At 54.8% G+C, this 14,532-nt stretch carries 13 protein-coding genes and 1 other RNA gene; 2 read left to right on the top strand and 12 right to left on the bottom strand.

Translation table 11 applies throughout. The features are described 5' to 3' along the window. Nucleotides 1-12: 12 nt before the first annotated feature. The 10 genes from KP014_RS24120 to KP014_RS24165 all read right to left on the bottom strand — a co-directional run bounded on the left by KP014_RS24120 (nt 13) and on the right by KP014_RS24165 (nt 9,001). Nucleotides 13-312 (bottom strand): YlaH-like family protein, encoded by a 300-nt coding sequence (locus tag KP014_RS24120; protein ID WP_036596723.1) that lies wholly within the window; start codon nt 310-312, stop codon nt 13-15. Nucleotides 313-528: 216 nt separating this feature from the next. Then, nucleotides 529-2,370 (bottom strand): translational GTPase TypA, encoded by a 1,842-nt coding sequence (gene typA, locus KP014_RS24125; RefSeq protein ID WP_036596722.1) that lies wholly within the window; start codon nt 2,368-2,370, stop codon nt 529-531. 185 nt (nt 2,371-2,555) lie between these two features. Beyond that, entirely contained in the window at nt 2,556-3,062 is a 507-nt protein-coding gene (locus tag KP014_RS24130; protein WP_036596767.1) for a hypothetical protein, read from the bottom strand. 473 nt (nt 3,063-3,535) lie between these two features. Next, nucleotides 3,536-4,195, bottom strand: a complete 660-nt coding sequence (locus KP014_RS24135) for a TerC family protein (protein ID WP_036596721.1) — start codon at nt 4,193-4,195, stop codon at nt 3,536-3,538. An 87-nt stretch (nt 4,196-4,282) separates the two neighbouring features. Beyond that, nucleotides 4,283-5,563: a tRNA uracil 4-sulfurtransferase ThiI gene (gene thiI / locus KP014_RS24140; protein WP_051500190.1), complete on the bottom strand. Its 1,281-nt coding sequence runs from the start codon at nt 5,561-5,563 to the stop codon at nt 4,283-4,285. 1 nt (nt 5,564) lies between these two features. Further along, the gene (locus KP014_RS24145) at nt 5,565-6,716 is read right to left on the bottom strand and encodes a cysteine desulfurase family protein (protein WP_090834345.1); all 1,152 of its coding nucleotides are present in this window, start codon (nt 6,714-6,716) and stop codon (nt 5,565-5,567) included. A gap of 109 nt (nt 6,717-6,825) precedes the next feature. Further along, nucleotides 6,826-7,542 carry a lytic transglycosylase domain-containing protein gene (locus KP014_RS24150; RefSeq protein ID WP_036591595.1) on the bottom strand — a complete coding sequence of 239 codons (717 nt, stop codon included), beginning with the start codon at nt 7,540-7,542 and terminating at the stop codon, nt 6,826-6,828. A 170-nt stretch (nt 7,543-7,712) separates the two neighbouring features. Next, nucleotides 7,713-8,108 carry a hypothetical protein gene (locus KP014_RS24155; protein WP_036591593.1) on the bottom strand — a complete coding sequence of 132 codons (396 nt, stop codon included), beginning with the start codon at nt 8,106-8,108 and terminating at the stop codon, nt 7,713-7,715. Between the two features lie 10 nt (nt 8,109-8,118). After that, nucleotides 8,119-8,343, bottom strand: a complete 225-nt coding sequence (locus KP014_RS24160; protein ID WP_036591591.1) for a DUF1540 domain-containing protein — start codon at nt 8,341-8,343, stop codon at nt 8,119-8,121. A gap of 163 nt (nt 8,344-8,506) precedes the next feature. Beyond that, the gene (locus tag KP014_RS24165) at nt 8,507-9,001 is read right to left on the bottom strand and encodes a YpuI family protein (protein WP_036591588.1); all 495 of its coding nucleotides are present in this window, start codon (nt 8,999-9,001) and stop codon (nt 8,507-8,509) included. A gap of 193 nt (nt 9,002-9,194) precedes the next feature. Here KP014_RS24165 and KP014_RS24170 point away from each other — a divergent pair, with 193 nt between their 5' ends. Next, nucleotides 9,195-11,081: a S8 family peptidase gene (locus KP014_RS24170; protein WP_036591585.1), complete on the top strand. Its 1,887-nt coding sequence runs from the start codon at nt 9,195-9,197 to the stop codon at nt 11,079-11,081. A gap of 17 nt (nt 11,082-11,098) precedes the next feature. Here KP014_RS24170 and pdxR read toward each other — a convergent pair whose 3' ends face one another. Beyond that, the gene (pdxR, locus tag KP014_RS24175; RefSeq protein WP_036591582.1) at nt 11,099-12,688 is read right to left on the bottom strand and encodes a MocR-like pyridoxine biosynthesis transcription factor PdxR; all 1,590 of its coding nucleotides are present in this window, start codon (nt 12,686-12,688) and stop codon (nt 11,099-11,101) included. A 96-nt stretch (nt 12,689-12,784) separates the two neighbouring features. On the opposite strand from pdxR, the gene KP014_RS24180 reads away from it, so the two are divergent. Beyond that, nucleotides 12,785-14,014, top strand: a complete 1,230-nt coding sequence (locus tag KP014_RS24180) for an aminotransferase-like domain-containing protein (RefSeq protein WP_090834346.1) — start codon at nt 12,785-12,787, stop codon at nt 14,012-14,014. Between the two features lie 103 nt (nt 14,015-14,117). On the opposite strand, the gene rnpB is transcribed toward KP014_RS24180, so the two are convergent. After that, an RNA gene (rnpB, locus tag KP014_RS24185) (RNase P RNA component class A) lies at nt 14,118-14,532 on the bottom strand.

Below are 14,532 nucleotides of genomic sequence, written 5' to 3' on the forward strand. Positions count from 1 at the left end.
AAAGGTTGCGTTCTACTGCCTCTTTGCAGATTCGGCCGCCGCCTTGCGCTTCTGCCTTGCCTCGACGAAATAACGGACCCGGACGAGCAGCATCAAGCCGACGGCGACGAGCAGACACTGAATGATCGGCAGCTTATCATGCTGAAAAATAAGCAGGATACCCGAACCGAGGGCCATCATCGCATAGAGCACAACTTCCTTCAGCAGGGGCAGTTTCTGATTCACCCGAAATACCCGGTTGTACACGTAAGTAAGCAGAACAAAGATAATGACATAGGCAATCAAAGGGTGCGCGGCAAACCAAATTTGCAAGGGTCGTCACTCCTTCCGGGTTATGGATACTACATCCATTATATCATCGAAAGAGGCTTAACCACCTTAAAACTTCCGATTCGCCGCATGATTTCCCCTTATTCATCTTTATCGGCAAAATGTTATTCCGCCTGTATCGCATATGTCCGGAAAACGTAAATCAGCCGCCGAAATAAGATTCCGGCGGCTGATTCTTTTATCTGAGAGTGCCTTTGATTACATATTGGCTTCGGCCATTTTACGATGCTTCTCCGCACGCTCGCGTTCGCTCTTGTTCAGAATTTTCTTGCGCAGGCGAACGGATTTCGGCGTAATTTCGCAATATTCGTCATCGTTCAAATATTCAAGCGCCTGCTCCAGCGAGAACAGGAGCGGAGTCTTGAGCTTGACAGTTTCGTCCTTCGTCGCGGAACGAACGTTGGTCAATGCTTTTTCCTTGCAGATATTCACGACGATATCGTTGTCGCGCGTATGCTCGCCCACGATCATCCCTTCGTAAATGTCGGTGCCCGGCTCCAGGAACAGCGTACCGCGGTCTTCCACGCCCATCATGCCGTAGAAGGTGGAAGTTCCGGTCTCAGTCGAGACGAGCACGCCTTGGTGGCGCCCGCCCACCTGGCCGCCGATCAGCGGTGCGTAGCTGTCGAACGCATGGTTCATAACGCCGTAGCCGCGCGTCAGTGTCAGGAAATGCGTGTTGTAGCCGATCAGGCCGCGCGCCGGAATCAGGAATTCCAGACGGACCTGGCCGTTGCCGTTGTTGATCATATTAACCATTTCGGCCTTACGGGTGCCCAGACTCTCCATAACGGAGCCCATGCTGTCTTCCGGCACGTCAATGAGAAGTCGCTCGAGCGGCTCCATTTTGGCGCCGTCGATTTCCTTGACGATAACCTCAGGCTTGGAAACCTGCATTTCGTATCCTTCGCGGCGCATATTCTCGATCAGAATACCGAGATGCAGCTCGCCGCGGCCGGATACGATAAAGGCGTCCGGACTGTCGGTTTCATCTACGCGCAGGGAAACGTCCGTCTCAAGCTCTTTGAACAGACGCTCGCGCAGTTTGCGGGAAGTTACCCATTTGCCTTCCTTACCGGCGAACGGAGAATTGTTGACCAGGAAGGTCATCTGCATCGTCGGCTCGTCGATCTTCAGAACAGGCAGCGCTTCAGGATTCGCAGGATCGGCAATCGTCTCGCCGATGTTGATGTCCTTGATGCCGGCGAGCGCCACGATGTCGCCCGCGCCGGCTTCCTCGGTCTCCACGCGCTTCAGGCCTTGGAAACCGAACAGCTTCTCGATGCGCGCCGACTTGTGCTTGCCGTCACGCTGGATAACCGTTACCGCCTGGCCTTGACGGATAATGCCGCGGTTGACACGGCCGATGGCGATACGGCCCAGATACTCGTTATAGTCCATCAGGGTAACAAGGAACTGCAGCGGTTCTTCCACGCTCTCCGTCGGAGAAGGGATATGCTCGATGATCGTTTCATACAGGGCAAGCATATTGTCGTCCTGTTTCTCCGGATCAAGGCTGGATGTTCCGTTCAGCGCGGAGGCGTATACGACCGGGAATTCAAGCTGATCGTCGCTGGCTTCGAGCTCAATGAACAAGTCCAGCACTTCGTCGATGACTTCCGCCGGACGGGCTGCCGGACGGTCAATCTTGTTGACGACCACAATCGGGGTCAGGTTCTGTTCAAGCGCCTTGCGCAGCACGAATTTCGTCTGCGGCATGCAGCCCTCATACGCGTCGACGACGAGCAGTACGCCGTCAACCATCTTCATAATCCGTTCCACTTCTCCGCCGAAATCGGCGTGTCCGGGAGTATCTACAATGTTGATCAGGAAATCTTTATAGGTAATGGCTGTGTTCTTTGCCAGAATCGTAATGCCGCGTTCCCGTTCCAGATCGTTGGAATCCATGGCGCGCTCCTGTACCGTCTCGTGCTCACGGAAAATTCCCGACTGCTGCAGCAATTGGTCGACTAGCGTCGTTTTGCCATGGTCAACGTGGGCGATAATCGCAATGTTGCGAATTTGTTCTCTTGAATGCATGATTTGTATCCAAATCCTTTCATTTATCAAATAAAATCAATTGAAATTGCAGCAGGAACCGAAGGCTTCATAAAAGAAGCGCCGGACGCAAAACCCGACGCTTCAACATTATTTTTAATTGTATCGTGAAAGCACTGTGAAAAGCAAGTATTTTCATGAAAAAACAATTTTGAGACTGAATAAGCTTACCAGCCCCTGTTCCACTTGTTTCGCCCACCGCTCCGTCCTGCGATCAGCCAAATTCCCGCCAGAACGAGAACCGCTCCGATAATATACATAACTCCGGAGCCTAAGATGCTTAAGAACATCAGCGCGACACTGAGAACGCCAAGAACTATGGCTCCTGCGGTTAGTCCGCCGCTCCGCGGAGATACGAAAAGCGAATACTCGTAAAGGCCGACCGCCACACCCAGCGGCAGCACAGGCCAGAGATAAGCCATCAGTCCCCAGCCCCACGTATTGCACAGGCCAAACAGCAAGCCGTATACGGTGAGAATACCGGCGGGTATAAGCGCTGCAGGCGTAAACCGCCGCCCGAAGACGAGAACATGCAGGAATAATCCCGGCAGCAGCAGAAGCAGCGGCCACAGCGCCCGTCCTAAAAACCCGAACACCCCTAATTTTCCCAGTAAAATAACGAGCCCGGCGCATACGACGAACAGACCCAGCTTTATATCGTTTTTGGAGGACATCATACCACCCATCCCTTCAACTCGCATCTCTTCCGCTCCGCATCGGCTGTCCGACGCTTCAGGATTCTTCTTTATTTTATCCGAATACCGCAAAAAACACCATCATTCGCCACTGTAAAGCCAAGAAGAAACGGCAGACGGCGTCTTTTTAAGACGCAGGTACGTTTCTCGTAAAATATAAGACCAAACGATAGGCGCGTAGCTTATAAAGTCTTATATTTCAAGAAGAAACGGCTGCGCCGTCCTCGCAGGAGGAGGGCATCCGTTTCTCGTAGAAATATAAGACCATCTTTAAGTGCAAAACTTATAGATTCTTATATTTCAAAGAAAAGGCCCCGCAGGATGGGGCCTTTTCTTTGAGGTCTGCACAGAAAGCCTTTGGGAGAGCAAGGCTGCGCTAAGGACGGAAACTGCGATGAATCTCTAAAATTTGAAGGAAAATCCAGAAGCGGCGCAGCTTATTTTCCCCTTCTCTACCCCGTTCTTGGGGTATGCCGCTTGATGCCGCCCGCCGCCACGACGGCAACGCCCAGCGCGACCGGCAGTAAAGAGTGCAGAGTTGGCAGCAGGAAAGACAGCATCGCGCCCAGCTTGGCATCCTGAAGCAGCATCTCCCCGGCGGTGTAGGCCAGAATATAGGCGCCGAGATAGATAAGTATCGGAAAGCGATGCAGCCACCCGGTGATAATGCCGCTGCCCCATACAACGACCGGAATGCTGAGCGCAATCCCGATGACAATGAGGGCCAGATCGCCCTTCGCCAGTCCGGCAATTGCAAGGACGTTGTCCAGACTCATAATAAAATCTGCGGCCAAAATGGTCCTTATCGCCTTCCACACGGTCGAGCCTTCGCTCACACGGATATGGTCTTCCTCCTCCATCAGCAGCTTGAACGCTATCCAGAGCAACATGAGCCCGCCGCCAGCCTGAATATAAGGGATTTTCAGCAGCAGCACCGCCGCCAGCGTCAGTATGCAGCGCAGAAGTACAGCACCCGCCGCCCCCCACCATACGGCCTTTTTCCGGTGTCTGTCCGGCAGATTTTTGCTCGCCATTGCGATAACTACGGCATTATCCCCGCTGAGCACTAAATTCACCATTAATATTTCCCCAAGCAGCCATATCGATTCCATCGCACATTCCTCCCGAACCGGCTATGTAACTACTTGTATGCTCGGCTAAGGCAAGCTATGCTTCCTGTCCCAGTTTCACGTGAAGGATTAGAACCAATCTTCCTTGACCGTTAGGATTAAATCGGCTTCATCGGCAGGACGCTCGTCTCCATGCGGAGTGACTTCAACCGTAATAGCCGCCGCAGCAGCCTCGGCAAGCCGATCTCCATAGCCGGGCAGCGTCGCCTCGACTTTCTCGACTATATTGAGATTCGGATTGGTTGTGGGCGACTTCGGCAGGAACAGCGTGCAACAGTCCTCATAAGGGAGAATGGATAAATCATAAGTGCCGATTTGCTGCGCCAGATCGACAATTTCGGCTTTGTCCATCATGACGAGCGGCCGCAGCAGCGGCAGCTCGGTCGCACGTCCGATGACGTTCATGCTGGGCAGTGTCTGGCTTGCGACTTGACCGAGACTTTCACCGGTGATTATCGCCAGCGCACCCTCGCGTTCTGCCAGCGTGGTCGCAATCCTCAGCATCGCCCTACGCATCAGTGTAATCATTAAATTGTCCTGGCCGATTCCGGCAAACGAAGTCTGTACTTCCGTAAACGGTACCAGATGCAGCCGAATCTTTCCCGCATACCGCGACAGCACTCTGGACAAATCGACAACCTTCTGCCGGGCTTCGCGGCTTGTATAAGGATAGCTGAAGAAATGAACGCATTCCACTTCCAGCCCCCGCCGCATGGAAGACCATGCTGCCACAGGACTGTCGATCCCGCCTGAAAGAAGCAGCATGGCCTTGCCGTTGGTGCCGAGCGGAAATCCGCCAACTGCGGGAATATTCTCGCAGAAAATATAAGCCTGCTGCTCCCGGATCTCCACCCTCAGCTCGAGCTCCGGAGTTCTGACGTCGACGGAAAGCGCCTGAAAGGCTTTAAGCACTGGAGCGGACACCAGACGGTTCATCTCCTGCGAGCCATGCGGGAAATCCTTCCATACCCGCCGGGCATTCACTTTGAACGTTGTGCCCGGTTCAGGATTGATCATTTCGATAAATCGAAGGCTTGCATCCACGATCTCCTCGAGCACTGGCCTGACAGCCTTTACCGGACTGATGGATGAAATGCCGAACACTTTGACGAGTGCTTTCAGCAGTTCCTCCGCTGGTTCTCCATTCAGCTCCACGTATATTCGTCCATATTCCTTGAGCAGTCTTGCCTTCGGATAAGGCTTGACTATTTCTCTGACATGCCGCAGCATCGTCTTCTCGAAACGGGTGCGGTTCTTGCCTTTAAGCGTAAACTCTCCGAAACGCAGCAGCAGCATGTCGGCGTATTCTATGCTTTTTCCCGCCAAACGCGCGGGCTCTATCGGTTTCATGTTACCGCATGCCTCCTTCAGCAATCTTCAAAGCTTTAATTGCGCTAAGCAGCGCCAGTTCCAACGCGGCGACATCGCCTGCGGTATGCTCATCCCCGAAGCTGATGCGAATGCCGCCTACCGCCGCACTTTCATCCCGGCCAATCGCGAGCAGCACACGGCTCGGTTCGGCCAGCCGTGACGAACAGGCAGAGCGGGTGGATACCAGCATGCCGAGCTGCTCGAGCTGGCGCGCCATAACCTCGCCTTTCATGCCGGGATAAGAAAAATGCACGATATGAGGCGCTCCCTCTTCTCTGCTGTTTATGGTGAACTCGGGTATTTCCCGCAAAAATGCCAGCAGCCTGTTCCGGAGTGGCACTATGCGGGAGACGAATTCTCCCCGCCGCTCAGCCGCCATCCGCAGCGCTTTGGCACCGGCGACGATCGCCGGCAGATTCTCCGTTCCGGCACGAATGCCACCCTCATGAGTGCCGCCGCTCAGCAGCGGGAACATTTGAACCCCTTCTTTGACATACAGCAGGCCGCTTCCACGGGGACCGCGGATTTTATGCGGAGACAAGCTGTACAAGTCCGCTCCGAAATCCAGGGGACCTCCGGGGAGCTTGCCGAACCCCTGAACGCCGTCCACATGAAACAACGTCCGGGGATTGGCCGACTTGACGGCGCGGCTGATCTCCGCCAGCGGCTGCACCGAGCCGATTTCGTTATTGACGTGCATTACGCTTACAAGTACCGTATCACGCCGCACTGCGGCGGCAACCTCTGAAGGGTTCACCATTCCGTATGCATCAGGCCGGATGAAAGTCACTTCCCAGCCCATTTTTTGCAGCTGCAGGCAGCTCTCATAGACGGAAGGATGCTCGATCTCCGTCGTTATGATATGGCGGCCTCTTCCTGCATACTGCAAAGCGGCACCTTTAATGGCCAGATTGTTGCTTTCGGTCGCCCCGGAGGTGAATCTGATTTCCCCTGGAAGGACGCCAAGCGCAGCGGCGCTTACTTCCCGGGCGCGTCCAATCAGAGCGGCAGCCTCGGTCCCGGCGCGGTGCAGTGAAGAGGGATTCGCATAATGCAGCCTCATCAGCTGCTCCACCGTTCGCGCGACCTCGTCATAGGGCGGCGCGGCGGCGGCATAATCCCAATAAATCATATGTGGCAAAACTCCTTTGCTGTCAATAAAGTGAAAGGATCAAACGAGAACCCGGTGGCCGAAACACGGCGCGAACGGTTTGTCCAGTTTGACCCTTTCTATTATAACGCTATACCGCATATTTGGCGCGGGCGCGTTCAATTTTGGCAATATAGGCCTGCGTTTCTTCCGGCAGCTTGTCCAATTGCTGCATCAGCTCTTCGTCCGTATTCACTCCGAGCTTGATTACGCGGCCCGGACCAGCGTTATAGGCGGCAAGAGCCATTTTCTCCTGTCCGTTAAACCGATTCAGTTGATACGACAAATAGCGGACGCCTCCGTCGATGCTTTGAGCCGGATCGAACGGATCGGATACCCCCAAACCTTCGGCGGTGCCATCCATTAGCTGCATCAGTCCCTTGGCTCCCGCTGAGGAAACAACATTCGGATTGAAAGAGGATTCCGTATCAATGACCGCTTTTATCAGATCGGCAGGCACCCCGTATTTGGACGACGCCGCCTGAATAAGATCTTCATAGCCGGTCGGCTTTGCCGCTGTATCCGAAGCTCCGTCAATCCGGGCATCCATTCCCGCTATTTCCCCGGAAATAGCGCCTGATCCCACGGCGCCAACTTTCTGCCATAGCAGCCCGTCTTCGGACGTAGAAGTCCGGGCCTGCACATCGCCAGCAGATGACGATTGTTCTGCAAGAACCGCTTCAAAACGGGATGCTCCCGATGCTGCGTTTTCATTATTTTTTGCCGAAATGCCTGCATCGGCGGAGCTTCTCAGGTTAATCCATTTCAATTGGCCAGACTGGCTGGCGACGGCGGGATTAATATTCATGCTGCCGCATTCCCTCTTCCTTTAGTCTAGTACTATAATAATTATATCGGCTTTTGGATTGAGTTTGTTAAATATTCCTTTATTTTATGTTTTGCGTGTTTTAAAAAAGGCTTTCAGCCCCTTTTCCAAGGTCCGAAAGCCTTTTTGCCAACCGTTCCCTACTAAAATCTTTACCGCGCGAAAGGTATCATAACGAAATAACTCAATGTCGCGACAATACCAAGACCGATCGCCCAACCTCCGGCTGTTTTTCGGCCCTTATTATAAGCATAATAGCCCAATACTGCCGCCGACGGTCCCAAAATAACCGGCCAAATGAACAGAGAAGCAATTCCCAAGACAAGTCCGGCATAGCCGGCAGTCTTATTCGCCTCCCCTTCCCCGTCCGCAACCCGCTCCCCCGAATCGGCTGGAGAGGTAGAACGGACCGGAAGCGGACTGATCTCGGATGCGTATTCCTCGCGGTGCTCGGGCGCTTTCCGAGGGTAATCGACTCTGCGCGGACGCAGCGTGACTTTTTTGCGTTTGGAACCGTTCGATCCTGAACCCTTGTGTCCACTGTCCATGAGGTACCTCCTACGCTTTTGGCTTAAAGGTAAGACAACAGGTTGCAGAGGAATTTGCAGCAACATCATGATGATTCGCGAAGGTCATTTCTTCGGCGAATTCTTCTTTCATCCGGCTGCCCGAGTGCTTGTCGATTTCGATAATGATTTCCTCGGCGCGGCAGATGTTGCTTTCACCCCAATAATTACAGTTGCTCACACTGCAGTTGACTACGGTTTGTGCGGCATTTGCCATTTGATATCACCTCGGGTTCATTATGTCCTTCCGGCAGAGCTGTTATGCAGCGCGGGAAGTTCCGAATGTGAATCAAACCGAAACAGTATAGAAGCCAAGGATACAGCATGACAAGACTCTTCGGGAATAAAAAAAAGCCCCCCGCGCAGGGAGACTTTAGTGATTACACTTGATTTTGCATACGTCGTTCAGTTAAATAATCGTTCTCATAATAGGTAAGATCATCGCGCAGTTCCTCATACACCTTGGTAATATCCAGCACGATATCGCGGACGGGACGGACCGGCTTTTTGCGGAAGCGGATGGCATCCTGTCCCGTGTAAGCGTAACGGCCATCTTCCGAGTAACTTTCATTTTTCGGATAAAAGAAGTTATTGACACCAAAGTGGTATACATTATAAAGCGCTTTTTGCGCAAAATCCTCATTAAATGTGGCGCGGCGGAGCGCAACTCCCAGCTTCTCGTACGACATTTCGGAGAACACCAGCAAGTGACGGAGGTCGGAAAGAAATCCTTGATAAAAATGCGCCGTTTCTTCGTCCTGTTCGGGCGCAAGCTGCGGCAACGCGTAGTGATTCAGGAATGCCTCCATTTTCTCAATGGCATATTTAAGTTTTTCTCTCGTCGTTTCGCACAAATTCTGAATATTGGCTGACATGGCGGTTGCTCCCCCTTATGGTCCTCGGCTTTAATTTAACTTGCCTGCTGTTACATTATTCCTAGCATTTCAATCATTTTCATGTCTATCCTAACACAAAAACAGGTTCGGCGGTATCCCTTTTGCACATGTATAAATCAGGCTGCGTCCTCCCATTCTAACCTTATTACAATGTCAGGGAGGAGCGGGAAATATGTCGCGTAAAAATATTGTCATCGCCGGTCTGCTCACCGCGGTCTGCGCTTCCGCATTAGTGGTTAGCATGGCTTCGCGTCCCGGAACGGGGCAGAACATGCGGCAGGCAGGATACGTGCGTCCAACACAAGAGCATTCTATGAAAAAAACGGCGCTGATCCAGGATGTTACCGCCACGGAAAGGCTGAACCGCGTTGATGCGGGCCGGGATTTGCGCGCAATGCTTACGGCAACAGCAGGCAAGCCGCCGCGTGATGTTGCATTGTATGCGCAGCAGCTGGAGCATAGCCACGGGCATATAGCCATGCTCATGTGGATCGACTTCTCATCAGAGCAGATTAGGACATTCAAATCCATTCCGCCGGAAGGCACCCGTGAGCAGCAGCAGCGTCTTCGTCAGTATCTGAATGCCGCCAAATCGGCTGTTAAAAAGTATCAATCCTACGAATCGCCCTCATTTGCCGTCGGTACCCGCAAGTATTTCATTATGGGTCAGCGGAGCCGGGATGGACAAGTCGGCGTTCTCGCCATGATCGACCAGACCGTACTCAGCCGGGTGGCCGAGCATCAACGTAAAAACTTACGGCTCATTCCCTACCCCAAGGAAGGTAAATTCCGCGTCGAGTCCGTTCATGCCGACACGCTGCGGGACATAACCGTCAAAACCGGGCATGACAATGAGAACGCGAGCCATTTTTACGAGAACGAAATCGTCGTCCGGTTCAGGGAAGGCCATCCGGGGTCAGACCAACTTAGAAAGATAGCTGCCGACATCCGCTGCGGAGCCCCCCGCAAGCTGGGTTACGCTTACATCTTTCGTTCTGCCAATATGAGCTATTCTCAGCTCAAGACATACTTTGCCTCTAAATGGCATCCGCTGTACACCGAGCCTCACTATGTGTACTTAACCAATGATTCCACAGATGAAAATACAGCCTCTGTTATTACTCCGAATGATCTGCTGTTCCCCGACTATCAATGGAATCTGCCAGCGATCGAAACCGGCCGGGGGTGGAATTTGTCCAAGGGCAGCAACAAGGTCACCGTCGCCGTTGTCGATACCGGTGTCCAGGCCGACCATCCCGATCTTCGCGGGCAGCTGCTCTCCGGCTATAACGCCATTTCCAGCGGAGCCAAACCGGATGATGACGTAGGCCACGGCACCCATGTCTGCGGCATAATAGGGGCACTGGTCAATAATTCCGAAGGAGTGGCGGGCATCAGCTGGTACAACAAAATCATGCCTGTTAAAGTGCTTGACAACTCCGGAGCCGGCACTACCTATGCGGTTGCCGAAGGCATTATCTGGGCGGTGGATCACGGGGCCAAAGTCATCAATCTCAGCCTCGGCAATTATGCCGACTCGCAGTTCCTGCATGATGCCATCAAGTACGCCTACGACAAAGACGCCGTGCTCGTATCCGCAGCCGGAAACGACAACACGGAACGCCCCGGTTATCCCGCAGCCTACCCCGAGGTGCTGGCTGTTGCCGCGACGAACGCTTCGGGCGAAAAAGCGTCCTTCTCCAACTACGGCGATTACGTCGATGTCGCAGCGCCCGGTGAAAGTATCGCCAGTACGTATCCGGGCAGCCAGTACGCGGCGCTGTCGGGAACTTCCATGGCCAGCCCGCATGCCGCCGCCCTCGCCGGTCTGGTGCGCTCGCTGAATCCGGATCTGACGAACAAAGAGGTCATGGATCTCATGACCAAGAACACCGTCGATCTCGGCAACCCGGGTCATGATAAATATTTTGGCTGGGGGCAGGTGGATATCTACAAAACGCTGCAGGCGGCTTCCGGCGGCGAGGTTCCGCTTGAGCTGTGGCCGCAGCATGTCAGGGAAAAGATCAACCTGCTGGAACGCAGACTGAAGACCAAATAAGTACATCGATCAAACGGTCACATCATTCTGTCGTTCATGGCTTCCTTGAGCAGCGGCATCAGGAGCAGCAGACCGCGCTCCATTTGCTCTTCCTCCATTTGGGCATAGCAAAGCCGGATATGGCTGGACGACGGCTCACCGGCATGGCATACATGCCCCGCCAAAAAAGAAATGCCCTGCCGCGACGCCCTTCTGTACAGCTCCCCGATGTTGACGGAATTCGGCAGCTCCAGCCATAGATTAAGTCCGCCCCCGGGAAGTCTCCACTCCACTCCCTGCGGAGCGTGGCGTTTCAGCAGCCTGGCCGCTTTTTCCATGCGGGACCGCAGCGCGGCCCGCAGCTCCTTCGTATAAGCGTCATATTTGCCCGCGATGAACGGGAGCACCGCAAGCTGATTCAGCAGCGGGCTGCCCAAATCGCTGGCCGCCTTGGCGGCGATCAGCCGTTCAAGGATATCGCCTTCGGCAGCAACGCAGGCAATCCGGCAGCCCGGTGCCAGCACTTTGCTGAAGCTTTTCATATAGATGACATGCCCTTCCTTATCCATGCTCTTGATGGAGGATGGAGGGGGAGAGTAAAAATATAAATCGGAAAAAGGATCATCCTCCACAATGAGACAGCGGTAGCTTCGGGCAAGCTCGAGAAGCCGCTGTCTTCTTTCCATGCTCATCGTAACTCCGCTCGGATTCTGAAACGTAGGTACGGTATAAATCAGCTTGGGCGGACGCCGGTCGCACAGCTTCGTCAGCAGGTCGATGCGCATGCCATCTTGATCCATAGGAACAGATATCATCTCCGCTCCCCTTCCCGCAAAAACGTCGATGGCTCCCGTATAGCTGGGCGCTTCCAGATACACCGCATCGCCGGGACCGACAAAGGTCCGGGCCACCAGATCGATTCCCTGCTGGGCCCCGCTCGTAATCATGAGATTAGCGGCGGACAGGGGGATGCCGCGTGCCCGCAGATGTGTTGTCATCACTTCCCGCAGCCCCAGATCCCCCTGAAAATTACCGTAGACCGACATCAGCTCCGGCCGTTTCGCCACCAGCATCGTCATCGCCTCACCGATCTCTTTCAAGGGAAGCATTCCGGAATGAATGGCTGCCAGATGGAAGGAGTATTCCGCCTCGGAATAGTCGAAATTCCGCCACAGCTGCGCTCTCGGCAAATAATCCCCGTAGTCCTCCTGCCAAGCGAATTTCCTCCGCGCGCCGGACTCCTTCTGTATTGCGTTCCGGCCTGAGCTTCGGCTTCCTCCGCCTTTTTCCTCCCAATGATTCTCACTCTTATTTCCGTCCCCATAGCCCCATTCTCCGGCCCGCCCGGCGTTTCCTGCGCGGTAATCCCCGGCTTCCTGCTTCCCGTCTTTCAGCGGGGCGACAAAGCAGCCGAGGCCTTGGCGGCGTACAATCCGCCCGCGTCTTTCGAGGTCGGCGTACGCCTTGCTGATCGTCACCTGGCTGACGCCTAGCGAGACCGCCAGCTTCCTAACCGAAGGCAGTTTCGCCCCCTTTTGCAACAGTCCGGAGGATATGCGCTGCCCTAGCGCCTCGCTAATCTGCAGCGGAAGCGGCCTGCCGCCGGCGCGGCTCAATTCGATGTGCATCGCTCTGGTCACCCCCACTGTTATATTTAAAGCTTTACTGTTATACTGCTCTGCCGCTATGATACCATCAAATCAGAGGGTAAGGAGCATAAGTGCATGAATATTGTTTATTCCACCATGGCGCGTCATCTTGGCTCATCGGCCGTGCGCGATATTCTGAAGCTGACTCAAGGAGGCAACATCATCTCTTTAGCCGGCGGTCTGCCGGCGGAAGATTTGTTTCCCTTGGAAGCGGTTCGTGAAGCTTACAACCGGGCGCTGTCCGGGCACACTTCCGTACTGCAGTACGGCATAACCGAAGGCTATACTCCGCTCCGTGAAAAAGTTGCCGCAAGGCTGTCCCGGCAGGGAATCGCGGTATCTCCGGCGGAGGTGGTACTGACGACCGGCTCGCAGCAGTCGATCGACCTGCTCTGCCGGGTGCTGCTTGATCCCGGCGACACGGTGCTCGTCGAATCGCCCACCTATCTGGCCGCTCTTCAAGTGCTGGGGTCCTACCGCGCCAACATCGTCCCGGTTGCCAGCGATGCGGACGGCATGCTGCCGGACGATCTGGAGGACAAGCTCCGGCTCCATAAGCCCAAGCTGCTGTATGCCGTTCCGACCTTCGGCAACCCGACGGGAGCGACTTGGAGCGAAGGCCGCAGACGCAGCGTCGTAGAGCTGTGCCGCAGCAATGGCACGCTTATTCTTGAGGATAACCCTTACGGAGAAATCGCGTTTGCCGGGGGAGACAAAGTAGGACTCCCTGTGCTCGCGGCCATCGACGGCGCTATGGGAGGTGGGACTGTCGTCTACACCGGCACCTTCTCCAAAATCGTCGCCCCCGCCCTGCGCACAGGTTGGGTCGCGGGCAGTAGGGAGCTTGTCTCCACAGTCGCAAGAGCCAAACAAGCGGCCGATCTGCATTCCAGCGCCGTCGACCAGCGCGCCCTGGATGAGCTGCTGTCGGGCTTTGATCTTGAAGGGCATATTGCCGCCATTTCCCGCGAGTACGCCGCGCGGATGAAAGCACTGTCCTTCGAGCTGCGGTCCCGGAATTGGAAGGGCGCCCATTGGGAGGAGCCGCAAGGTGGCATGTTCTTGTGGCTGACGCTGGACAAGTCCATCAATACCGCAGAGCTGCTGCCGCTGGCCGTCGCCCGCGGCGTCGCCTTCGTCCCGGGTGAAGTATTCTATCCCGGGGAGCCGGACCGCAGCACAATGCGGCTGAACTTCACCCATACGCCGCCCCAGCTGCTGCCGCTGGCCGTGAAGCGCCTGGAAGAAGCCCTCGAAGAATGGAGCAGCAAAGGTCTGGAAACCTTGCATCCGGGGAGCCTCTAATAAAGAGTTTATACCTGTATTCAAAAAGCGGCGGCGCTTCCGGGTTTCCCGGTTGCGCCGCCGCTTATTACGTACGTTTGTCCAAATATAAGTGTTGCCAGTTTAGGAAAGTTTGCCGTAAGCCGGGTTCTGTGCTCTTTGTGGTTCTGACGGGAACTACCCTCCCACTGTGAGCGACAATCATCTATCTAGGCCGTACATTGCTGCACAGCTCCAGCGACCAACCCGAACGCGCCTCAGGCGAAGGCTGCCTCTTCCTCTCGGAATCGGCCGCGTTCCTTTAGGTCTTGCTCCAGGTGGGGTTTACCAGGAACGAAGTCACCAGCGTTCCTCGGGGTCTCTTACACCTCGGTTCCACCCTTGCCTGTGCCGCTTGCAAGCAAGCGGCCATCGGCGGTCCATTTCTGTGGCACTATCCTTCGGCTCGCGCCGACTGGACGTTATCCAGCACCCTGCCTTATGGAGCCCGGACTTTCCTCCCGCGGCTCAATGCCGCCGGCGATTGTCTGTCAAACTTT

It is taken from the genome of Paenibacillus sophorae, assembly GCF_018966525.1.
GTDB lineage: Bacteria > Bacillota > Bacilli > Paenibacillales > Paenibacillaceae > Paenibacillus_AQ > Paenibacillus_AQ sophorae.